This is a genomic window from Acidovorax sp. GW458-11-26-14-TSB4 (genome assembly GCF_059423865.1).
This window is the reverse complement of record NZ_JBWKYR010000039.1, coordinates 1-21,951: the sequence shown is the minus strand read 5'-3', so window position 1 is coordinate 21,951 and position 21,951 is coordinate 1. Positions and strand designations below refer to the sequence as shown.

At 67.4% G+C, this 21,951-nt stretch carries 22 protein-coding genes and 1 pseudogene; 16 read left to right on the top strand and 7 right to left on the bottom strand.

Annotated elements, in window-relative coordinates:
• Nucleotides 1–102 precede the first annotated feature (102 nt).
• Nucleotides 103–570, bottom strand: a complete 468-nt coding sequence (locus tag AC07X5_RS31770; RefSeq protein ID WP_494773409.1) for a CesT family type III secretion system chaperone — start codon at nucleotides 568–570, stop codon at nucleotides 103–105.
• Between the two features lie 178 nt (nucleotides 571–748).
• Here AC07X5_RS31770 and AC07X5_RS31765 point away from each other — a divergent pair, with 178 nt between their 5' ends.
• Nucleotides 749–1,297: a GNAT family N-acetyltransferase gene (locus tag AC07X5_RS31765; RefSeq protein WP_494773408.1), complete on the top strand. Its 549-nt coding sequence runs from the start codon at nucleotides 749–751 to the stop codon at nucleotides 1,295–1,297.
• Between the two features lie 562 nt (nucleotides 1,298–1,859).
• Nucleotides 1,860–3,896, top strand: coding sequence for an elongation factor G (gene fusA, locus AC07X5_RS31760; protein ID WP_494773407.1), 2,037 nt, complete (start codon nucleotides 1,860–1,862; stop codon nucleotides 3,894–3,896).
• Nucleotides 3,897–4,149: 253 nt separating this feature from the next.
• Here fusA and AC07X5_RS31755 read toward each other — a convergent pair whose 3' ends face one another.
• Nucleotides 4,150–4,488 carry a hypothetical protein gene (locus AC07X5_RS31755; protein WP_494773406.1) on the bottom strand — a complete coding sequence of 113 codons (339 nt, stop codon included), beginning with the start codon at nucleotides 4,486–4,488 and terminating at the stop codon, nucleotides 4,150–4,152.
• Between the two features lie 52 nt (nucleotides 4,489–4,540).
• On the opposite strand from AC07X5_RS31755, the gene AC07X5_RS31750 reads away from it, so the two are divergent.
• Nucleotides 4,541–4,954 carry a hypothetical protein gene (locus tag AC07X5_RS31750; protein WP_494773405.1) on the top strand — a complete coding sequence of 138 codons (414 nt, stop codon included), beginning with the start codon at nucleotides 4,541–4,543 and terminating at the stop codon, nucleotides 4,952–4,954.
• A 10-nt stretch (nucleotides 4,955–4,964) separates the two neighbouring features.
• Here AC07X5_RS31750 and AC07X5_RS31745 read toward each other — a convergent pair.
• Nucleotides 4,965–5,239 (bottom strand): annotated as a pseudogene (locus AC07X5_RS31745) (helix-turn-helix domain-containing protein); the annotation flags it as partial.
• A gap of 448 nt (nucleotides 5,240–5,687) precedes the next feature.
• Between AC07X5_RS31745 and AC07X5_RS31740 the strand changes: the two are divergent.
• The 5 genes from AC07X5_RS31740 (at nucleotide 5,688) to AC07X5_RS31720 (ending at nucleotide 10,795) form a co-directional block, all read left to right on the top strand.
• Nucleotides 5,688–7,061 (top strand): MATE family efflux transporter, encoded by a 1,374-nt coding sequence (locus AC07X5_RS31740; protein ID WP_494773404.1) that lies wholly within the window; start codon nucleotides 5,688–5,690, stop codon nucleotides 7,059–7,061.
• Nucleotides 7,062–7,148: 87 nt separating this feature from the next.
• Complete coding sequence (locus AC07X5_RS31735) at nucleotides 7,149–7,490, top strand: tetratricopeptide repeat protein (RefSeq protein ID WP_494773403.1); 342 nt, start codon at nucleotides 7,149–7,151, stop codon at nucleotides 7,488–7,490.
• 91 nt (nucleotides 7,491–7,581) lie between these two features.
• Nucleotides 7,582–7,806, top strand: a complete 225-nt coding sequence (locus tag AC07X5_RS31730) for a hypothetical protein (RefSeq protein WP_494773402.1) — start codon at nucleotides 7,582–7,584, stop codon at nucleotides 7,804–7,806.
• Nucleotides 7,807–7,996: 190 nt separating this feature from the next.
• Entirely contained in the window at nucleotides 7,997–9,532 is a 1,536-nt protein-coding gene (locus AC07X5_RS31725) for an NYN domain-containing protein (RefSeq protein ID WP_494773401.1), read from the top strand.
• 366 nt (nucleotides 9,533–9,898) lie between these two features.
• The gene (locus AC07X5_RS31720) at nucleotides 9,899–10,795 is read left to right on the top strand and encodes a LysR family transcriptional regulator (RefSeq protein ID WP_409956249.1); all 897 of its coding nucleotides are present in this window, start codon (nucleotides 9,899–9,901) and stop codon (nucleotides 10,793–10,795) included.
• Here the strand turns inward: AC07X5_RS31720 and AC07X5_RS31715 are convergent.
• Entirely contained in the window at nucleotides 10,776–11,768 is a 993-nt protein-coding gene (locus tag AC07X5_RS31715) for an NAD-dependent epimerase/dehydratase family protein (RefSeq protein ID WP_494773400.1), read from the bottom strand. The genes AC07X5_RS31720 and AC07X5_RS31715 overlap by 20 nt on opposite strands.
• A gap of 13 nt (nucleotides 11,769–11,781) precedes the next feature.
• A complete protein-coding gene (locus AC07X5_RS31710) occupies nucleotides 11,782–12,486 on the bottom strand; it encodes a DUF4386 family protein (protein WP_409956251.1) in 705 nt (234 codons plus the stop codon).
• A 185-nt stretch (nucleotides 12,487–12,671) separates the two neighbouring features.
• On the opposite strand from AC07X5_RS31710, the gene AC07X5_RS31705 reads away from it, so the two are divergent.
• The 3 genes from AC07X5_RS31705 (at nucleotide 12,672) to AC07X5_RS31695 (ending at nucleotide 17,377) form a co-directional block, all read left to right on the top strand.
• Nucleotides 12,672–13,484: a hypothetical protein gene (locus AC07X5_RS31705; RefSeq protein WP_409956252.1), complete on the top strand. Its 813-nt coding sequence runs from the start codon at nucleotides 12,672–12,674 to the stop codon at nucleotides 13,482–13,484.
• A 281-nt stretch (nucleotides 13,485–13,765) separates the two neighbouring features.
• A complete protein-coding gene (locus AC07X5_RS31700; protein WP_494773399.1) occupies nucleotides 13,766–14,440 on the top strand; it encodes a hypothetical protein in 675 nt (224 codons plus the stop codon).
• Between the two features lie 117 nt (nucleotides 14,441–14,557).
• Complete coding sequence (locus AC07X5_RS31695) at nucleotides 14,558–17,377, top strand: PAS domain-containing hybrid sensor histidine kinase/response regulator (RefSeq protein ID WP_494773398.1); 2,820 nt, start codon at nucleotides 14,558–14,560, stop codon at nucleotides 17,375–17,377.
• Between the two features lie 35 nt (nucleotides 17,378–17,412).
• On the opposite strand, the gene AC07X5_RS31690 is transcribed toward AC07X5_RS31695, so the two are convergent.
• Nucleotides 17,413–17,625: a hypothetical protein gene (locus tag AC07X5_RS31690; protein ID WP_409956255.1), complete on the bottom strand. Its 213-nt coding sequence runs from the start codon at nucleotides 17,623–17,625 to the stop codon at nucleotides 17,413–17,415.
• A 606-nt stretch (nucleotides 17,626–18,231) separates the two neighbouring features.
• Between AC07X5_RS31690 and AC07X5_RS31685 the strand changes: the two genes are divergently transcribed.
• A complete protein-coding gene (locus AC07X5_RS31685) occupies nucleotides 18,232–18,441 on the top strand; it encodes a hypothetical protein (RefSeq protein WP_494773397.1) in 210 nt (69 codons plus the stop codon).
• Between the two features lie 137 nt (nucleotides 18,442–18,578).
• Entirely contained in the window at nucleotides 18,579–19,547 is a 969-nt protein-coding gene (locus tag AC07X5_RS31680; RefSeq protein ID WP_494773396.1) for a hypothetical protein, read from the top strand.
• A 407-nt stretch (nucleotides 19,548–19,954) separates the two neighbouring features.
• Here the strand turns inward: AC07X5_RS31680 and AC07X5_RS31675 are convergent, their stop codons facing one another.
• Nucleotides 19,955–20,290, bottom strand: coding sequence for a hypothetical protein (locus AC07X5_RS31675; protein WP_494773395.1), 336 nt, complete (start codon nucleotides 20,288–20,290; stop codon nucleotides 19,955–19,957).
• Nucleotides 20,291–20,580: 290 nt separating this feature from the next.
• On the opposite strand from AC07X5_RS31675, the gene AC07X5_RS31670 reads away from it, so the two are divergent.
• The 3 genes from AC07X5_RS31670 to AC07X5_RS31660 all read left to right on the top strand — a co-directional run bounded on the left by AC07X5_RS31670 (nucleotide 20,581) and on the right by AC07X5_RS31660 (nucleotide 21,821).
• Complete coding sequence (locus tag AC07X5_RS31670) at nucleotides 20,581–21,054, top strand: hypothetical protein (RefSeq protein WP_494773394.1); 474 nt, start codon at nucleotides 20,581–20,583, stop codon at nucleotides 21,052–21,054.
• A gap of 72 nt (nucleotides 21,055–21,126) precedes the next feature.
• Nucleotides 21,127–21,255: a hypothetical protein gene (locus tag AC07X5_RS31665; protein ID WP_494773393.1), complete on the top strand. Its 129-nt coding sequence runs from the start codon at nucleotides 21,127–21,129 to the stop codon at nucleotides 21,253–21,255.
• A gap of 95 nt (nucleotides 21,256–21,350) precedes the next feature.
• Entirely contained in the window at nucleotides 21,351–21,821 is a 471-nt protein-coding gene (locus AC07X5_RS31660; RefSeq protein WP_494773392.1) for a hypothetical protein, read from the top strand.
• Nucleotides 21,822–21,951 lie beyond the last annotated feature (130 nt).

The window sequence follows — 21,951 nt, the reverse complement described above, 5'->3', positions numbered from 1 at the left end:
GGCGGGGTGATGGGAATGGTTCCGGTCGTCGTGCTGGTGATGGTTCTGCACATGGCGCGGGTCCTGCAGGGGTTGAGTGATCGGGGCTGCCCGTGGTGGGGGTCAGGCAAAGTTCATGAGGCCGGGCGGCACTGCGTGCGGGGCACGGTCCAACGCCTCGGCGGCGGCAGCAGCAGCATCCAGGCGTGCCAGCACCGCGTCGCGCACCGCCATCAGGTTGGTCAGCATCGATTCGAGCCGGGCAGCATCCAGGCCATCCAAGGGCACCGTGTGCAGCAGGCGGATCTCGGCGGTGACCGGGTCCACCCCCAGCGCGGCTCCGCGCAACAGCGCGGGGTCGGCATTCAGGTGCAGCAATTGCAAGGGCGTGTCGTCGGCGGCCAGCGCGGCCAGGGGCCCAAGCGCCGCCTGAATCACCAGCGCATCGCTGCCCAGGCCCAGCGAAAGCTGCCAGTAGGCACCCTGCCGGTCCAGGAACGCACAGGCCCCTTCGCTGGCCTGCAACGCCAGGCCGGCACGCTGGTTGAGCGCGCTGATCAATTGGGAAAACTGCGTCGATGAGGTATCCATGAAATCTCCTGAATCGCAGGTGCAAAGACACCCGGGATGGGGGCCTCCAATCCGGTTGAGTAACGGCAGGCGGCGGCGGGTTCCACTGGCGCACCGAAGTACCGACGGGCAGGGCGCAATGCAGCCAGCCACGGCGCCGCACAATGATGGGATATGGCCAACCCCGCCAGCCTACACCATGCCCCATCGCTCTCCCCGTTACGCCGACACGTCCTCATCTACCCGCGTGCGACTGATGCCCCTGCATGCCGACCACGGCCAGGCCTTCCTCGCCGCCGTGCACGCCAGCCGGGCACTGCACCGGCCCTGGGTATCGCCGCCCGCCACGGCGGAGCAGTTTGTGGCCTATGCCGAACGCATGCAGTCCCCCGGCCATTGCGGCCTGCTGGTCGTGCGGCAAGGCGAAGCCGACTCTCAGGAACTGGCAGGCGTGGTCAACATCACCAACATGGTGATGGGGCCGTTCTGCAGCGCCTACCTGGGCTACTACGCCTTCGCGGGATGCGAGCGCCAGGGCCTGATGCGCAAAGGCCTCACGCTGGCTGTGCGCCATGCCTTCCGCACGCTCAAGCTGCACCGGTTGGAGGCCAACATCCAGCCCGGCAACACCGCGTCGCTGGCGCTGGTCCGGTCCTGCGGGTTCACGCAGGAGGGCTACTCGCCCAGGTACCTCAAGATCGGCGGGCGCTGGCGCGACCATGAGCGCTGGGCCATTGTGGCAAGCTAAGCGGCTGCCACAACCCACCGCACCCGAGCATGGCCCCCTACCTGCAATGGCCGCGGGGCGAGATGGTCAGCGAAGCCCAGGCGCGGCACATGGCTGGCGGCACCTGAAGCCCGCGCTTTTGGCTATCGCGGCGATAGCAAGGCTTGCTTGCACGCTTGCTGCTCTGCGCGGATAATCCACACCACTATGAAAATCCTCACCAACGTGATCAAGGCATCGTTCGCCACCCAGTAGCGCCCATCGATCGCGTATCGGAGGGCTGCGCGCCTTCCGGACCCTAGAACCCCGGCAGGCTCCGTCCCTCCCGGGGTTTTCTGTTTTCTGACCCATTTTTTCCGGACCAACCCATGCGTACCTACGACAAGTTGATTGCCACGATTCCCGACCGCCGGAGCATGAGCCCCGTGCGCCCGGGCTCCGGCGACAGCACAACCACACCCCTTCCGCGCTAGCCCGCAGGCGAATCCTTTTTGTGACGCCTGGGCTGGCGCAAAGCCAACCAGGCGGCAGCTGCTCGCAGAGCCGAGTGCAGCCGCAAGAATCACAGATGGAAAGATTCGCCATGTCCAAGACCAACCGCTCCCCCGCCACGCGCCAACTGCGCAACCTCGGTGTCATCGCCCACGTCGACGCGGGCAAGACCACGACCACCGAACGCATCCTGTTCTACACCGGCGAAAGCCACCGCATCGGCGAAGTGCACAACGGCACGGCGCAGATGGACTTCGACCCACAAGAGCAGCAACGCGGCATCACCATCAACAGTGCGGCCGTCACCGTGCACTGGAAGGGCACGCAGCTCAACCTGATCGACACGCCCGGCCACATCGACTTCAACATCGAGGTGAACCGCTCGCTGCGCGTGCTCGACGGCGCGGTCGTCGTGTTCGACGGCGTGGCCGGCGTGGAGCCGCAGACCGAGACCAACTGGCGCCTGGCCGACAAGTACCGTGTGCCGCGCATCGCCTTCATCAACAAGCTCGACCGCGTGGGAGCCGACTTCCACCGCGTGGTGGCCATGATGCAAGAGCGCCTGGGCGTGCGCGTGGTGCCGCTGCAGATCCCCATCGGCGCGGAAGGCGACTTCCGCGGCGTGGTGGACCTTTTGAGCCTGCGCGCCCGCATCTGGGACAAGGACGACGCCAGCGGCCCCTACCGCGAAGCCGACGTGCCCGCCGAACTGCTGGAACAGGCCACGCGCGAGCGTGCCCGCCTGGTGGAAGCCGCGGTGGAGCAGGACGACGCTGCCCTGCAGGCCTACGTGAACGGTGAGGACATCGCCGTGGACGTGCTGCGCGCCAACCTGCGCAAGGGGGTGCTCTCAGGCGCCTTCGTGCCCGCGCTGGCCGGCTCGGCCTTCAAGAACCGCGGTGTGGAGCCGCTGCTCGACGCCGTGGTGGACTACCTGCCGGCGCCCGAAGACATCGTGCGTGAGGGCGGCGAGACCGCTGCCGACCCGTTCAAGGCCCTGGCGTTCAAGGTCGTCACTGACGACCATGGCGCCAAGGTGTTCGTGCGCGTGTACGCAGGCCGCCTGGCCCGTGGCGACGTGGTGCTCAACACCAGCACCGGCAAGACCGAGCGCGTGTCGCGCCTGTACGAGGTGCATGCCGACAAGCACATCGAGCGCGACGAGCTGGTGGCGGGCGACATCGCCGCCGTCGTAGGCCTCAAGGACACGCTGACCGGCCACACGCTGAGCGACCCTGCCCACCCCGTGGTGTTGGAAGAGATCAGCGTGCCCGAGCCCGTGATCCACATGGCCATCGAGCCCCGCACCAGTGCGGACCAGCAAGGCCTGTCCAAGGCCCTGCAATCCCTGCTGCGCGAGGATCCGAGCCTGCGCCTGCAGCACGACGCCGAATCCGGCCAGACCATCCTGTCCGGCATGGGCGAGCTGCAGCTCGAAGTCTCGATCGAGAAGCTGCGCGCACGCCACGGCGTGAACGTGTCGGTGGGCCGCCCGCAAGTGGCCTACCGCGAAACCATTTCGAAGCGTGTGGAGGTACACCATGTGCACAGGAAGCAAACCGGCGGCCCCGGCCAGTTCGCCGAGGTGAGGCTGCTGCTCGACCCCCTGCCCCGGGGCGAAGGCATCCGCTTTGACAACCGCATCGTGGGCGGCGCCGTGCCGCGCGAGTTCATCCCCGCCGTGGAGGCCGGCATCCGCCGCGCCGCCCTGGCAGGCGTGGTCGCCGGCTACCCCGCCGTGGACTTTGCCGCCACCCTGGTGGACGGCAGCTTCCACGAGCGCGACTCGTCCACGCTGGCCTTCGAACTGGCAGCCATGGCCGCCTTCCGCGAAGGCTTTGCAAAAGCAGCGCCCCAGGTGCTGGAGCCGGTGATGGCCGTGGAGGTCATCACGCCCGCCGACTACCTGGGCGACGCCATCGGCGACCTGAACCGCCGCCGCGGCGTGGTGCGCGGCCAAGGCCAACGCGGCAATGCCGCCACGGTCGAGGCCCAGGTACCGCTCAAGGAGATGTTCGGCTACATCGGCAGTTTGCGCGCCTTGTCTTCAGGCCGTGCGCAGTACTCGATGCAGCTGGACCATTATGGGGTGGTGCCTGCAGCCCAGGCAGCGGAGCTGGTGGGCTGAGTCGAGCGCGTCGGGCCGATGGACCGTGGCCCGGTGCCGTAACGATGAGAGGGGCGTGGACGGGAGTCTGCGCCCCATTCTTTTTTTGCTGCAGAGTGCGCTCCGATAGCAGCCCCGAGCTCGATTCAACTGCCTGAAAGCAGCACGACAGGCAAGTCCAGCGACGAGAGCAGGCGCGTCATAATCCAATCGAGATGACCAGATTTTCAGAGCCCAACAACCCATCAGCCAGGCCTGAGATCCCACCCTCGGGTCAGTGGCTGCTGCAGGACGCGCAAGCACGTTTCAGCGAGCTGGTGCGGCGCGCTGTGACGGCCCACAGCATGTGGCCGCCAATGCGCAGGGTGAAGTCGTCGCCATGGCAGCCGAGGACTTCAGCCGCCGGCACGGCGATCAAAACGGCAAGGCATTGGTCGATGTCCTCCAGGTCTTGCCACACAAGGCCGTCGAACTGCCTCTGGCCCCTTCCGTGACCCGCTGCATCAACACGGAATGCAGCAAGAAGCAGGAACAAGAAACAGGAGCACCCATTGAGCGACCCAATCACCCATGTGGATGAAGCCTCGCAGGCATGGGCTTCGATGGTGGACATGGCACCTGAAACCGTGCCCTGGGCAGTAACCCTCAGGATGTCAACAGTGCCCATGGAATACTGGTTCTACAAGCGCAAACGGCTTCGGCCAGAAGACCTTGATCTTGAGCTCTCGATCCCGAGCTATGGCCTGTGGCGCGCCACCTTGCGGCGGCACGATGGGCTTTTCCTGGCCCAATGGAGGCCCAATGGCAACTTCTCGGTGGAGTCGCAACAGCTGAAGTACAAGCGGCTCATTCCCTGGCCGGCGCTGCAATCACCGCAGGGCTTTCCCGCCCTGGTGGGTGCGCTGGAAAAGGCGCTGTCGGTACGGTTCATCCGTCACACCAACCTGGGCTCGAACGGCACGGTCGATGTCGAACGCTGGGTGGCAGAGCCTCACCCTGCCCTGCAGCACTGGCTGGCGCCGTGCGCTGACACGCTGGGGGTCTATCTGCGGTCTGTACAGGATGAGGACGACGGTTGATGGCTGGCTGCTACCACAAATCCCCACGCAACTCTTGCACACCCCTCCCCAGCCGTTCGTGCAACAAGGCCCGCAGCTTCGCTCCATTGTCATACACCACCTCCGACGCAATGGCCTCCGCGTAAAGGCTGCGCCGTGCAGCAGCGCCTGGGCGCGCTCGATCCGCAGGTCCTGGAAATACGCCATGGGCGACTTGCCCAGCACGGCGGTGAAACGGCGCTGCTGCGTGCGTTTTTTCGTGGCCAGGGCGCGCGCGGCGGCTTCCAGCGAAAAGCCGCTTTGGAGGTCCGCGCCGGCCGTGACGCCGGTGTCCAAGGGGTGAGCATGCGCGACTCGTCGAGCTGCACCTGCGGATAACATGCGTGTGCCCCCGCCGTGCCACTGCACAAGCTGCCGCTTGGCATCGCGCCGTTGGAAGCAAGGCACTGCGGCAGCCCATCCGCGGACTGCGGGCATGAAGTTCGCGAGTTCATGCAGCAGCAATTCCACCGCCTCACCATGGCGGTGGAGTTCAGGCCCCTCGCCTCTCCCCTCAGTCCTGGTGCGGCGCAACCACCTTGCGCCACTTCTAACCATCAAACGTCGATACCGTCCACATTTCCGCCACGACGAGCAGGCCCATCAGGATGAATGATGGCATGCCCCAGGCCTCTTCAGCCGGCTCATGCGCTGTCCAGCAGGCGCGTTGCTTTGGCGCGCCAGCGCTTGCCGGCGTGCGGGCACCCCGCCTACCATGGCCCTCCCATGCCTACAGATAGCAACGCCCCCCCCCCAGCCCCTTCCCGCGCGCTTCCTGCGCTTCCTCGGCCCCCTGGTCGCCACCAACCTGCTGCAGGCCCTGGGCGGCACGGTGGTCACCATCTGCCTGGGGCAGTTGCTGGGCGCGCGTGCGCTGGCGGCGGCGGTCAGCTTCTTTCCGCTGTTCATGTGCTGCATTGCCTTCGTGATCGGGCTGGGCGCGGGCTCCTCCGTGCTGGTCGGCCAGGCCTGGGGGGCGCGCGACCCCAACAAGGTGCGCCGCGTGGCCGGGGCCGTGCTGGTGGGCGGGCTGGCGCTGGGTTGCGCCGTGGCGGTGCTGGGTATCACGGTCATCGGTGACCTGCTGCGCGCGCTGGGCACGGCAGACGATGTGCTGCCCGACGCGATTGCCTATGCGCGCATCCTGTTCCTGGCAATGCCGGTGCTGTTCGTGCACCAGCTGGCCGCGGCCCTGCTGCGAGGGCTGGGCGACACGGCCACGCCGCTGCGTGTGCTGATTGTCGCCTCGGGCCTGTGGATGCTGCTCACGCCTGCCTTCATCCTGGGCTGGCTGGGCCTGCCTCAACTGGGCACGGCCAGTGCCGGCTGGGCGAGTTTGATAGGCAACGGCGTGGCAGTGGCCTGGCTGGCGTGGCACCTGCACCGCAAGGACCATCTGCTGGCGTTCAAGGACCTGCGCCCGCACCTGCGCTGGGATGTGCCACTGCTCCGCACCGTGGCACGGCTGGGCGTTCCCACCGGCCTGTTCTTCATCACCAGCTCGCTGGCCGATGTGCTGCTGCTGCGGCTGGTCAATGGCTACGGCTGGCAGGCCACGGCGGCCTGGGGCACGGTGAACCAGGTGATGGCCTATGTGCAGCTGCCGGCCATGTCCATCGCCATCGCAGCCTCGGTCTTTGCAGCCCAGGCAATTGGCGCCAACAACCCCGACGAGGTGCGCCGCGTGACGCGCGTGGGGCTGTGGATGAACCTGGCGCTGACCGGCAGCCTGGCACTCATCGTGGCAATCGCCTCACCACTGGCAGCCCGCCTGTTCACCAGTGACCCTGCAGTGGTGGGCCTGGCCGCCACGGTGCTGCGCATCACCGTGTGGGGCAGTCTGGCCTTCGGGCTGGCCAGCGTGTTCACCGGTGTCATGCGCTCGGCGGGCACGGTGCGCGTGCCGACCACGATTTCGCTGTCGTGCCTGGCCTTTTTGCTGGTGCCACTGGCCTATGCGCTGCAACAGCTGCTGGGCCTGCGGGGCATATGGGCCAGCTACCCGCTGACCTACCTGTGCGCGCTGGTGCTGCAGGCCATCTACTTCTACGCCGTGTGGCGCAAGCGGCCCATCACGCGGCTGGTATAGCGGGGCTGGCGGGCCTGCTTGACCTCAAGTGCGGTTGATGTTTTAAAAACAAGGGCAACGCAACTCCCCGGCCCCTGCACCATGGACATGAAACCCCTCGAAGCCCTGCTACAGCGCGGGGTAGACAACGCCATGCTGCGGTTCACGCTGGGATCGCACTGCCTGAAGATGAACGACGCTGGCACCGCCATCACCCACCTTCAGCGATGCCTGCAATGGTCCCCCGACTACTCCGCCGCGTGGAAGCTGCTGGGCAAAGCCCACGCATTGGCCGGCCGCCCCGAAGCCGCGCAGGACGCCTGGACCCAGGGCATGGCCGTGGCCGAACGCAAGGGGGATCACCAAGCCCGAAAAGAGATTCAAGTGTTCCTGCGCCGCCTGCAACGCACTGCCCAGCAACCGGCCGCGACCCCCGTGACCACATCCTGAAAGTGACGTACAGCGCATACGCCAGAAACAGCACCAGCCACGCCAAAAAGAACAGCTTGCCCCAGTACTGGCCCGCCTGTTCTGCCAGGGTATGGACCTGCCCTCGGCACCCCTTTCCCACGCGTTCAATCTCGCCCCTGGCCAGCGCACGCAGCAGGCCGAAGGACAGAAAGCCGGTGATGGCAGCGCACACCACGAAGCCCACCGGCCCCAGGGGCGGCTTGGTGACTTCGTCGTTCTCGTCGCGATAGCCTTTGGCGAGCTGTTTCTGCCCATAGCGGTATACGGCATACCCGAGAAGAGCATCAGCGTGTAGTAAAGGATGGCGAGCATGTCATCAAGCCGTGGTGTCGATGAGGTGGATAGACAGGCGGGCAGGCGGGCGGGTAAAACCTTGGCCAGGATGGAATCCGAACGAGGTTCGCGTGGCCATCGAGCCCATGCAGACACGGGGCCAATCGCGATCCGTGTGATGATGTCAACCGAGCTGGAACGGACACACTCCCATGGCATCCCCTTTAGACAACAGCATCAGCATGGCCCTGTTCTGCGACTTTGAAAACGTCGCCCTGGGCGTGCGCGATGCGCAGTATGAAAAATTCGACATCAAGCCCGTGCTGGAGCGCCTGCTGCTCAAGGGCTCCATCGTGGTCAAGAAGGCCTATTGCGACTGGGAGCGCTACAAGGGCTTCAAGGCCGCGATGCACGAGGCGAATTTCGAGCTGATCGAGATTCCGCACGTGCGCCAGTCGGGCAAGAACTCGGCCGACATCCGCCTGGTGGTGGACGCGCTGGACCTGTGCTACACCAAGTCGCACGTGGACACCTTCGTCATCATCAGCGGCGACTCGGACTTTTCGCCCCTGGTCTCCAAGCTGCGCGAGAACGCCAAGCAGGTGATCGGCGTGGGCGTGAAGCAGTCCACCTCAGACCTGCTCATCGCCAACTGCGACGAGTTCATCTTCTACGACGACCTGGTGCGCGAGAAGCAGCGCACGCTGGCCCGCCGCCAGGGCCAGGGCTCCGGTGCCGCAGCAGCGCCCGCGGCGCCACGCCGCACGCCCGAGGAGGAGCGCCAGCGCAAGGAAAAGCAGGACGCGCGCCGCACCCAGGGGGTGGAGCTGGCGGTGGAGACCTTCGAGGACCTGATCTCCGAGCGCGGCGACAGCGGCAAGATCTGGGCCTCGGTGCTCAAGGAGGCGATCAAGCGCCGCCGGCCCGATTTCAGCGAGAGCTACTACGGCTTTCGCACCTTCGGCAACCTGCTCGAAGAGGCGCAGGCGCGTGGGCTGATGGAGTTTGGGCGCGACGAGAAGTCGGGCGCCTATGTGTTCCGCGGCCTGGGTGCAGTGGCCGGCGAAGGGCTCGAACCTGTGGTCCGCAGCGATGCCGCACCCGCCGAACGCCAAAGCAACGCGGCGGGCAACCAGCGCCATGACTTCCACGCCGTGGCAGCGCTGTCCCATGCCTCTGGCGGCAGCGGCGACGGCGGCGGTGGGCGTGGCGACCGCTCGCGTGGGCGCCGTGGTGAAGGCTCCACCCCATCCGGCGCGACGCAACAGCATGCGAACGTGCGGCACAACCAGCAGCAGACAGACGTCCGCACGGACCACCAGCGCGCCGACGCGCCAGCCGAGCGCCAGGCCCGCACGAGCTACTTCACCCAGCCAGCGCCGGCACCGGTGCCAGCGCCTGCTCAAGCACAACAGCCCTACCGCGACGAAGCAGCAGACAATGCAGTGGCCGCCGACGAGCGTGCCGAGGCAGCAGCCGCTGCGATGGTAGACGCTCTGGGCGACGCTGCGGACAGCGTTGACGCAGCCGCCCCTGCACCCCGCCGCCGTGCGGCATCGGCACCGCGCAAGGGCAGCAGCAGTGGCGGGCGCAAGCCAGCTGCTGCGCAGGCCGACGCACCTGCTGCAGAGCCCGCACCGTCAAGGTCCAGGAAGACGGCCACGGCCGCACCCGCCAAGGCTGCGGCAGCGCCCCATGCGCGCAAGCCGCGCGGCGACGGCAAGGCTGCTGCCAAGCCAGCAGATTAAGCCGCAGGCGGTCGCCATGCTGAAGGCAACTAGGTCGATCCGCAGAGAAGAACTGTGCCACCGTGTCGAGTTCTTTTTCTGCAAGCACTCCATGCGGCTCACGCGCGTGACCACACGCTCCAGCGCTGGGCTGCCCAGGAAACCTCCCAGGAGGCTGTCCAGCTTGAGAAGCATCGGCTGCAACACGACCGCAGCGGTCGATTTTTCACCGTGTTTTGGTCCCATGGCCGAGCCATGGGTCTTCACTGCCAGAGCCCATTCGTCCTCTCCTTTTCGCCGGGCGGTCCGACTGGCGCTGCCGCTGTCCCGGCAGCAAGCCCTTAGCCACGCCCGGACCTGAGACCTGCCCGGCCACGCACACCACCGATGGACCCACTGCACCGAATGTCCTGGGACTGGATCAAGAGCTTTGTGGCGGTTGCCGAACAAGGCTCACTGGCTGCTGCCGCCCAGCGCCTGCAGACCAATGCGGCCACCGTGAGCCGGCACATCGCGGCGCTGGAGAAACACCTGGGCATCGAACTTTTTGTGCGCAGCCGCCAGGGCATGCAGCCCACCCTGCCCGCGCAGCAGTTCCTGGCGCCGGCCCAAGCCATGCACGGCGCCATGCACCAACTTAGCCTGGGGGTGGCCGCCAAGGACACCGGTCTGAAAGGGGTGGTTCGCATCAGCGCCAGCGTGACCATTGCCAACTTCATCCTGCCCGACCTGCTCGGCGTGCTGCACAGCCTGCAGCCCGGCATCCATTTCGAGGTGGTGGCTGTCGATTCGCTCAGCAACCTGCACAAGCGCGAGGCAGATATCGCCATCCGGCTCACGCAGCCGGTGCACAGCGAGCTGATCGCCAAACGGGTGGCATGGTTCGATCTGGGCCTCTACGCCAGCCACGCCTATCTGGCGCGTCATGGCACGCCGCGCATGGATCCGCAGCAGTTATTGCGCCACCGGTTCATCGACGTGTCGCCCCAGCATCCGCTGCGAGAGGGTTTTGCAAAATCCGGCCTGCCCCAGTTGGGTGACTGCATCGTGTGCGCGTGCAGCGACCACGCCAGCGCCTGGCAGATGGCCCGCTCCGGCCTGGGCATTGCATCCAGTCTGAAGGTGGTGGCCCAACGCGAGGCCCTCGTCAGCGAAGTGCTCACCGAAGTCCAGCCCGGGCGCTTTCCGGTGTGGCTGGTCACCCACAAGGAGCTGCGCCAGCAGCCGCGCCTGCGTGTGGTGGCGGACTACCTCGCGCAGGCGCTCAAGTCGTTGGGCTCCTGAGGTTCAGCGCAACCTGTTGCGCCTGGTACCAGGCCAGGGTCTGGGTGAGTCCGTCGATGAGCGGCGTGGCGGTCAGCCCCAGTGCTCGCTGACTGTGCTGCCCATCCACCACAAAGGGTTTCAGCACCTGGTACTGCATCTCCACGCTGGCCCGGGCATCAGGGCTGAACAGGCCGATCAGAGGCAGCGCCCACCCCGGCAACGCCGACAGCTTCGTGGGCTGGTCCAATAGGCGGCAGGCCATCGCGATCACCTCGGCCTGTGTGGCGGGCGGCGCATGCGGGGCCAACCAGGCCCGGCCCCACAGCGCGGCGTCGGTGCTGCAGCCCAGCGTGGCCATCGCCTCACCCACATCTGCGATGAATGCCAGGCTGTGCGGCTGGTCGGTGCGGCCCATCACCTGGGCGGCCTTGCCCGCCACCAGCCGGGAAAACACGCGCTCCCCCATGATGGAGGTACGCACGCCCGGGCCGTAGTAGTCGCTGGCGCGCAGGGCCACGATGCACAGATCACCGGCCTGGTGCAATGCCCGCAATCGTTCGTGCATCTCCAGGCGAACGGCGCCCTTGGCAGAGCTTGGCGCAACCCGGCTGGTTTCGGTGATGGTGCTGTCCGCATCCATCATGTAAAGATTTTCCAGCGCCACGTAGCGCGCGCCCGCCACCTGGGCCGCCTCCACGGTGTGCGCCTGCAGCACGGGGAACCGCTGGGCCCACTCGCTGTACGCTGGTCCCAGGGCCTGGTACACCACCGCCGCACCCCGGGCCACATCCACCGCCTGGCGGCGGTCCATGAGGTCAGCGCGCAATATGTGGACATCGGCCGGCATCAGGCCAGGGCGCTGGCCACTGCGGTTGACCGCCAGCACCGGCACACCTCGGGCGCGCAGCGCCCGCGCGGTCCAGCAGGCGGCAGGCCCGGTGCCGAAGATCATATGAAGCGAACGGTCTGGAGCGTTGGTAGCGTTGTTCATGGCAAAGTCCCCCTCAGCGCTTGGCGCGGCGGATCAGCACCGTGCCCAGGCACACCATCCACGCCATGTAGAGAATGGAAAACGGTGCAATGAAGGCCGAAAGGTCAAGGCCGAACAGCTCCAGCGCCAGCACGCTCAGCCCCAATGCCGTGGCCATGCCCATCACCGCGAGCCAGCGCGGCATGTCGGAGTGGCGCCACAGGGCCAGCGACAGCAGCCACACGCAGAGGGCGGCAAACAGGAACACGCCCAGCACTTCGCCGGTGCGCCCGGCGTAAGCGTTGAAGGCGTCGTAGACCACGCCGATGGTGGTCTGCAAGCCGGCGTCGGCACCGCTGTACTGGGTGGCCAGAGCGGGCATCACCGAGAGCCACCGCACGATGCCCAGGCAGCGCGCAAGCGTAGACACCAGCGCAAAGCCTGCCGCAAGCTGCAGCAGCACCGAGCCGCCCTCTCGGCTGCTCAGCGCGCGGGTGATCAGCAGCACGGCGGGCCAGAACAGGATGGAGTACAGCAAGTAGACGCTGTAGCCCAGCTTCACGCTGACCGACTCGCTCAGCAGCAGCGGCAAGTTGTGCGAGGCCGGCAGGTCCAGGTTGGCTGGCCAGCCGATGGCCGCACCCAGCACACCCAGTGGAATGAAGAACATCAGCGCATGCACGATGGCCAGCCAGCCGGCGCTGCGAGCAAGGGCGGGGTTCAAGGCAACAGGGGTCATGAAAAGCTCCATCAAAGTGGTTGTGAAGCCTTGGATTCTGGGAACGCAGCGGTGCGCTGCGTATGCACAAAATCGCAATTTTGCGTTGCATTTATGCATTGAAAAACGCAAGCAAATTCGGCGACAGTTCACCTCACACCCCCTGCAATGAATCGCCCGGCACACGCCATCCCACGGAGGCTCCCATGAACCTACGCACGCTTGAACACACCACACCCGCGCTGTTTTGGCTGATCCTGGCACTGCTGGCCATGGCGCTGCCTACGTCATTGATGGGGCAAATAGACCACCGCACGGTGGGCGATCTGGCGTGGACTGCCAATGTGTGGGCCAAGCCGCTCAAGTTCCAACTCTCCATCGCGCTGCACTTGCTCACCATCGTCTGGGCCATGGCGTGGATGCAGCGCCATTGCGGCGTGGCGCTGCCAGGCCACAAGGTGCTGGTCGTTTCGCTGGCCATCACCGTGCTGTTCGAGGTGGTCTACATCACGGTGCAAGGTGCGCGCGGGGTACCCTCCCATTTCAACCGCGCAACGCCACTGGAGAGCGTGGGCGCCAGCCTCATGGCGGGTGGTGCCTCTGTGCTGGTGGGTGCAAGCGCATGGATAGGGGCTGTGGCGCTTTGGCGCTGGTACCGCCTTGCACCCTCGCAGCGCGAGCCCATGTTGCTGGCCATCGGCCTGGGCTTCGTGCTGATGTTTGTGCTGGCTGGCTACACCGGATCTGCCCTAGGCCAGTACCGTGGGCCTTTCGTCCAGGTCGTGAAAGACGCCCAGGCAGGTTTGCCGCTGACAGGTTGGCGCACGGACATCGGAGACCTGCGCATAGCGCACTTCTGGGGGGTACATTCGATGCAGGCGGTCCCCCTGCTGGCGTGGCCGTTGTCGCGCCTGACACTGGGCCTGGCCCACGGCGGCATATTGGCGGGCGCCATTGCGTGGAGCGCCATGACCGTCGCGTTGATGCAGCTGGCTTTGCTGGGCAAGGGGGTTCTGTGAGGTCGTCGCCCGGCAATACACCACCGCATGGGCGATCTGCCAGGAGAGCGTGCAGCAGAAGGGATAGAAGCGCAAGGTTCGAAAATCGGGGATCGCGGCGCAATTCCGGCAAACCCGCGATGGGCCACCGGGCGCCGAAGGCAATACCCGGCCAGGCCGGTTTCTCGGGCGTTGGCGCCGACGATTTTCAAGCCCGACCGCCTCCTGTCCAGGCGCTCGCTCCCAGCCGCTCAGCAGCCGCAACGACGTAGACTGGCGCCTGGTAAAACTGCGCTGCTGCCATGCCCTTCGACACCCCCCACCGCCCCTACCTGCACCGCACCGGCCTGGCCCTGCTCATCGTGGGCGGCATCGATATCGCTGCCTGGCTCATCTGCCTGGCGCTCGACGTGCCCTATGTGTCGAGCTTCAACATCTTCTCGGTGGCCGGCGGCATCTTCCTCTTGCGCGGCAGCCTGCGTGCCGCCTCCATCGTGCGGCGCATGGCGATTTCGATGCTGGCGCTGCTGGCCGCCGTGGTGCTGGTCTCGCCGTTGCTGCAGCCGCCGGGCCTCACGCTCGCCATGGTCCAGGCGCATGCAGCCCTGGCCGTGCTCGGCGGCGTGCTGCTGGTGTTCACCGTGGCGCTGATGCTGTGGCTGGCACGCGAGCTGGGTGCACCGCCGGTGCGCGAAGCGATGGCCGCCGCCGGCGTCAAGGCGCGCAGCACGCGCTGGCCCATCGCCATGGGCGCGGGCATCGCCGTGCTGCTGGCCGGCGCCAGCATGGCCCTGCAGCACACCGATGCGGCGGCCCGCGCCATTGGCGAGGCGCGCGCGGCCAATGGCGATGGCTACCGCTACCACCTGAGCCTGATCCAGGCGAAGGAAACGCCAGCCGGACGCGAGGTCACCGGCACCGTGTCGGCGTGGAATGGCGATGGGGTCAAGACCGTGCCGTTCCGCTGGGTGCAATGAGGCGATGGCTGACAAACTTGCGCGCTGTCGTCCGGTTATCCTCGTGACCGCATGCCAGCCGACCCGATAAAACCCCACCCGCATCGATCTTCTGCATTCCAGGCTGGCGGTGGCGCCATGGGCGCGCGCATCCGCGCATTCGACTGGTCCACCACGCCGCTGGGGCCCATCGCACATTGGCCGGCTTCGCTGCGCATCGCGGTGGACATGCTGCTCGCGTCCGACTTTCCCGCCTGCCTGTTCTGGGGGGCGGACCTCATCGCCATCTATAACGATGGCTACCACACCATTCTCGGGGGCAAGGGCGAGGCGCTCGGCCAGCCGCTGCGCGTGACCTGGTCCGAGGCCTGGGACGGCCTCAAGCCGATTGCCGAGAAGGCCCTGGCGGGCGAATCCACCTTCATCGAAGACTTCCAGATGCACATCGACCGCGGCGGCGCGGCCCTGGAAGAAGCATTCTTCACCTTCTGCTACAGCCCCTGGTTCGATGAGCACGGCGCCATCGTGGCCATGCTCGACACGGTGGTCGAGACCACCGACAAGGTGCTGGCCGAGCGCAAGGCCCGCTCAGAACGGGCGCGCCAGCAGCGCCTGCTGCAGCAGATGCCCGGCTTCGTGGGCGTGCTCATGGGGCCTGAGCACCGCTTCGAGTACGTGAACGATGCCTACGTCAAGATCTCGGGCCCGCGCGACTTCCTCGGCCGCACCGTGCGCGAGGTGTTCCCCGAACTCAGGGGCCAGGGCTACTACGAAATGCTGGACCGCGTGTACGCCACCGGCGAGCCCATGCAGGCCTCGGCCATGCCCATCCTGCTGCAGGGCGAGGCCAACGAGCGCCATATCGACATCCTCTACGAAGCCATGCGCGATGAGGGCGGAAGCATCCACGGCATCTTCGTCGGCGGCTACGATGTGACCGAGCGCGTGCAGGCCCAGGCCGCCGCGCAGGCCAGCGAGGCGCGGCTGCGCGCGCTCAACGCCGACTTGGAGCGCCAGGTGATCGAGCGCACCCTGTCGCGCGGGCGCGCCTGGGCCGTGAGCCCCGAGCTGCTGTGCGTGATCAACGCCAGCGGGCATTTCGAGGCCGCCAACCCCGCCTGGGAACACACCCTGGGCTGGACCGAGGAGGAGATGCAGCGCATGGGCTATCGCGATCTGGTGCACCCTGACGACCTGGCCTCCAGCGAGCGCGCCTGGGCCGACGCCAGCGAACGCGGCCTGCCCGTGCTGCGCTTCGAGAACCGCTACCGCGCAAAGGCCGGCGGCTGGCGCTGGCTGTCATGGGTGGCCGTGCCCGAGGAGGGCCTGGTCTACTGCATCACCCGAGACGTGCAGGACGAAAAGGACCATGCCGCGGCGCTGGCCGAGCGCACGGCCGAACGTGACGTGCTGGCCACCATCGTACAGACCACCGACGCCTTCATCCAGGTGCTGGACCGGGATTACCGCTTCCTGGCCATCAACCAGGCCAATGCCGACGAATACGAGCGCGTCTACGGCGTGCGCCCCGCTCCCGGCGATAGCCTGACCGCGCTGCTGAACGGCACGGGTGCCGACGTGCAGGCCGCGCTGGCACTGTGGCAGCGTGCCATGGCCGGCGAGTCCTTCACCGTCCAGGGCCGGTTCGGCAACCCGGCCATCGCCCAGCGCCAGTACGAGCTCAAGTTCGAGGTGCTGCGCGCGGCCGACGACACGCAGATCGGTGCCTTCGCCACAGGGGTGGACATCACCGACAGGCTGCGCCAGCAGGCCGCCTTCGACGAAGCGCAAGAGGCCCTGCGCCAGGCCCAGAAGATGGAGGCCGTGGGCCAGCTCACGGGCGGCATCGCGCACGACTTCAACAACCTGCTGGCCGCCATGAGCGGCAGCCTGCAGGTCATGAAGATGCACATGGCCAAGGGCCGGCGCGAGGGCATGGAGCGCTACGTCGAGATGTGCGAGCGCTCGGTGCGCAGCGCCGCCAGCCTCACGCAGCGCCTCTTGGCCTTCTCGCGCCGCCAGACGCTGGACCCGCGCCCGGTGGACGTGAACCGCCTGGTGGCCGGCATGCAGGACCTGATCGCCCGCACCGTGGGCCCCACGGTGGAGCTGCGGGTGGCCGCCGCGCCCGACCTGTGTGCCGCCCGCATCGACCCCTCACAGCATGAGAATGCACTGCTCAATCTGTGCATCAACGCGCGCGACGCCATGATGCCCCAGGGCGGGCGCCTGGCCATCGCCACGGCCAACCAGGTGCTGGACGAGCGCAGCGCCCGCGAACTTGAACTGCCGCCCGGCGAGTACCTGGTGCTCAGCGTGGCCGACACCGGCGCCGGCATGCCGCCCGAGCTGGTGCAGCGCATCTTCGACCCCTTCTTCACCACCAAGCCGCTGGGCCAGGGCACGGGCCTGGGGCTGTCGATGGTGTATGGATTCGTGCGCCAGTCGGGCGGCCAGGTGCGCGTGCAATCGGCCCCAGGCCAGGGCACCACGATGGCCCTGTACCTGCCGCGCCACCAGGGCAGTGCCGCCGAGCACGACGCCGGCCCGGCCCCCGGCGCGCTCACGCCCGGCGCGGGCGAGACGGTGCTGGTGATCGAGGACGAAGAGACCATCCGCGCGCTGGTCAGCGAGGTGCTGGCCGAAGCCGGCTACCGCGTGCTGCTGGCCGACAGCGGCCCCACCGGCCTGCACCTGCTGCAGGGCACCGAGCGCATCGACCTGCTGGTCACCGACGTGGGCCTGCCCGGCGGCCTCAACGGCCGCCAGGTGGCCGATGCAGGCCGCAGCGTGCGCCCGGGCCTCAAGGTGCTGTTCATCACCGGCTACGCCGAGAACGCCGCCGTGGGCAACGGCCTCATGGAGGATGGCATGGCCATCCTCACCAAGCCCTTCGACGTGGTGCAGCTCGCGCACCGGGTGCGGCAGATGCTTGACGGGGGCGCCGGCCCTTCCTGAGCCGCTTCGCGCAGCATTGCGCAGGTGGGAATTGGTCAGCCCCCGGGCACATCCTCGCGCAGCACCCCGTGCGTGTCGCACTGCTCGTCCAGGTCGTTGATGGCCTGCGCTGCCTGGTCGGCCGGGTAGGTGAGGCGCGCCACCATGAACTCTTCGCCGCGGTCGTCCAGCACCTCGTGCCTGCGGCCCGGCCCCAGCGCCTGCCAGACGAGCACGACGCTCATCGCGTCGGTGGTCGCGCTGATCATGGTGCTGTGCGATTCGCGCCCATCGCGGGTGAATCTGAAAACGGCTGACGACATGTGCATACGGGGCTGGATCCCAAGGGGGCTGCTTTGTCCGGTAAGGCCCGGATGCCACCATGGTAGCAAGACCCCGCTGGCCGGGTGTCCAACAATGCCTGCGCGCAGAGTAAGCCATTGCGGGACCGTTGCGGGACCACTGCGCGCCCCGTGGCGCACCCAAAAAAAGGGCCCGCACGCCGGCGGGCCCAACTCGCGATGGTCACGAGGGAGAGACGCCGATCCGGGGTCACAGCACCCCTCACGGCGCAGCCATGGTAGGGGCCGGCCGGCAGCCGCGTTTGTAGGACGGCACCCCAAAGACCGGCACCGATTTTTCCGGTGGCCATGCCGCCCCCAAACGGCCTCCCAGGCCTTGCGCCTGCTCACGCGGCTTACATCTCGGAGGCTGACGCACCCCCTGGATACAGCCCGTGCATCTGCTTACCGCCGTGGGCGATTTTCCGACCGGCGCATAGGACAAGACCTACAGGACAGCCCGCCCCCGCGCCAAAAAATGGAGCCACACACGGTCGTCGTGTGCAATGTTTTCACCTCAACAGGAGAACGTATATGCCCAAGAACAACCCCCAAGGCAGCAACCAGTACCAGGACGACAGCAGCAACCCGCAACGCAAGCCCTCGGGCGAACGCCAGCAGGAGCAGAGCACGGGCAGCCGCCAGCAGAACCAGCAAGGCCAGCAGAACAACGAGGCCAGCCGCCAGCAAGGTGGCCAACAGGGTGAGTCGTCGAACCAGCGATCTGCAAAGAACCAGCATTGACGGGATGACGCACACCCGGTTCTGCGGCCCGCACAAAACCCAGCACGCAAGGGCGTGATCGCCCTCGCGCGGCGCAGCGGCATGCGGGCCGCAGTTCACCGGGCCACCGCGCCCCCCACTCGCCAAGGAGCAAGACTATGGGATACCGAGACAGTGACGACAGTGGCTTTTCGCGCCACGGAATGAACCGCGATGGCAGCGACCATCCCGACCTGAACCGCGACGAAGACCTGCGCACCCGCCATTCCGTGCCTCTGGACCACCGCACGGACCGCAACGAAGCCTATGGCGGCCGGCGCGACGGACCAGGCTACCAAGGCGCCTACCAAGGCGCACGCGCCTGGGATGGCCGCGACCGCTACCAGGGCCAGGACCAGGGCGGCTACCGCAACAGCAGCAATAACAAGGACGACGCCGGCGGCTTTGGCTACGGTGCGCGCAGCCCCGACATCGGCGGCTATGACCCCCACGAATCGGAACAGCGCTTTCGCCAACAGCAGTATGGCGGTGGCGGCTATGGCACCGACGAGCGCGCCCGCCTGAACCGCCCCGATGGCTGGGCCCGCGAAGGCTATGGCGGCTATGGCCGCGACCCAGGCCATGGCGACCAGAGCCACAGCGACCGCTACGGCAACCGCCAGGGCCGCAGCTACGGTTATGGCTCCGACGGCCGCCCGGACGGCGGCTACGGCCTGGACGGTCCGCAGGACGGCGGCGACCGCTGGGACCACCGCCACCAGGACGCCTATGGCGGGTACCGTGACCATGGCGGCAGCAGCTACGGCCGCCAGCAGGGCAACGGCCAGCAGTACAGCAGCAGCCCGCAGCAACGCCACGATCCCGAGTACGCGGCCTGGCGCCAGGAGCAGTTGCGCCTGCTGGACGAAGACTATGACTCCTGGCGCAGCGAGCGCTACCAGAAGTTCTCCGACGAGTTCAACACCTGGCGCAGCATGCGCAGCCGCAACGAAGGCCTGCGCGGCTCCAACCAGTCCGGCCAGGTCACGCAGACCGCCTCGGCCAGTGGCGCCAACAAAACCCCGCAGGCCGGCGGCACTGGCAACAACGCCACTGCATCGGCCCCGGGCAGCAAGGCCAAGGACTGAAGAAAGCAGTGGGTGCCCGCCGTCTGCAGGTGGGCGGCACCGGCGGATGCGGGCCACCAGGGCCTGTCCACGGCGTATTTCGGCAAAGGAATGAGCAACCGCGAGTGAGTGGGTGAGTGAACCGTTGGGTGATGGCTGCCTTGCACCGGCGTACGGAGGCCTCACGCATCGACAGGCCTGCGCCCCCCTGCATGCAGCCAGCCAGCCCGCCCGCCCCACCGTGCCAATCAAGGCACCGCGCCCGGAACCCTCCATCCAGCGCGCGCACAGCCAAGTGCCACGCGGCGGCGGGCCTCCTCTCAGGCCCCACTCGCTGTGTTCGTTGCATTTTTCTCTTGCCGGCATGCCGTGGGCAGGCCCCGGTGCCTGGCCCGTCGGGCTTCATTGGGCAATGCGGGGCACCTTCCTCAGCCCATGCCACCGATCTCGCTGTCGGCCGCATCGCGCAAGGGTATGCTGCCGCGCCCCGGCAGTGCAGGCAGCCAGCGCGGAAACAGCGACGCCGCAGGGGGAGCACCCCTGGCATGGCCGGTGAGGAATCGGAAATCCCGCTCCGGGTAGGCCTTGCGCAGCGCCGCCCGCCCCTCGGCCGTGATGGCCAGCACCTGGGCGCTCTGCACCCTGGCACCCACCTCGGGGAGCAGCGCCTGCACCAAGGCCGCGGCCGCCAACACGCGCACACAGTCGATGCCCCGGGCGTCATCCACCGTTCGGGGCAGCTCACCCTGCGACAACTCGAGCATGAACTCCATCGGCATCAAGGGCTCCCTGGCCATTTGGACGATTGTGGGGCCAGCTCCTGCGATCCGCAACGTCTTACACAAAAAGCAACCAATGCGGGCGCCAATGCCAGGTCCCCGGGTGATGGCCCTCGCCACCGCCACTGCTGCCTGTCCGGCGGCGCCACACGGGCGCGTCTTACACCGCCAGGGCGCCGGCGGCGCGAGCATGGGGTCATCGATACAGCCCCCACCCACCCCTATTGGCTATCGCCTGCATCGCGCTGCGCGCCCGCCAGAACCGGAGCCCATCCATGACCCCATCCCCCTCGCCCACGCCACCGCGCCCCGCCACCACCCACCACAACCCGGGCGACCACCCCACACCCACCAGCGGGCGTGAAAACAGCAAGGCCATGTGGTGGGTGATTGGCATGGTGGCCCTGGCCGTCGTGGCGGTGCTGGGCTTCAACATCCTGGGCCCCCGAGGGGACGCCAGCCGCAGCGGCGAGCGTCCACCTGCAGCCACCAGCGAAGGCATGGCGCCCGCCGCGCCCAGCGCATCGTCGCCCGCGCAGGCCGGCACCCAAGGGCCGGCCCAGGCCCAGCCCCAGTCGGCCGACACGCCGGTGGACGCCAGCCGCAACAGCATGGGCGCACCGGCAGGCGCCACCCCGCCTGCCGCCGGCAGTCCAGCCCAGGCCTCCGGCAGCAGCACCAGCGTTGCGGTGCCCGTGCAGGCCACAGCGCCTGCGAGCGAGGTCCCGGCCTCGCCCGCCTCGCGCTGAGCCGGCACGCCATGGGCCCTTGACCACAAACGAGCCACCACCATGCAGACGACGACGATAACGATAACGATGATGACGATGATCCCAGCCACCCACCATCCCCATCCCCTGGGGCCGGTGGACCCCGTGCCCGAGCCCCAGCCCGGCAACCCTTTGCCGCCCGAGCCCGTGGGGCCGCACCCCACGCCAGCGCCCGTGTAGGCTCTGCCGCGCCAGGTGGCCCAGCTGGCAATTGATTGGTTGATCAAACCGGGGCTGGGTTGATAGTATGTTTTGATGACGACCCGGTGCACGCCATGCGACTAGTACTCGCCTACCCCGAGGACGCGGACAGCGAAGAAAAAGCCGCGCTGGCAGAGCGCGCCGCGCTCGAGATCTGCGAGGCCGCGCATGTCCACCCGCACATGGCCTGGCACGATTACTCCATGGTCCATTCCGGCCTGAACCTTCCCTCATCGGCCTTCGCCACGGCGGAGATCGCGGGCGCCTTCGTCTGGATCGAGGCTGTTGCTGCAGCGCAGGAGTTCCTGAACCCGCCCCGCGGCGCCAAGGTCGAGATCGACGTGCTCTTCGAGCCCGGTGATGAAACGCCTCCCGTGCAGTTCGGCCCGGGCCGCGCCGTGCTGCGCGACCACCTGTACCTGCAGATGTGCCTAGGGCCGCGGCAGTTGGCCAATTCCGTGGCGCCGCCGCCGTGGGATGACGAGGGATCGGGTCCTGTGCCGCTGGCTTCTTCGTGGCAGGAGTTGAGTTTTGAGAATGAGTGAGTTTTTGGGGCTGTGTTCTTTCGAATCTTGTAGTTGGCTTGTGTTGTTGTGCCGAGGGCGGAGGCCGGGATGTGCGCCCGGCGGCGCAGTAACTTTCTCTTGGGCCGCCAAGAGAAAGTCACCAAAGAGA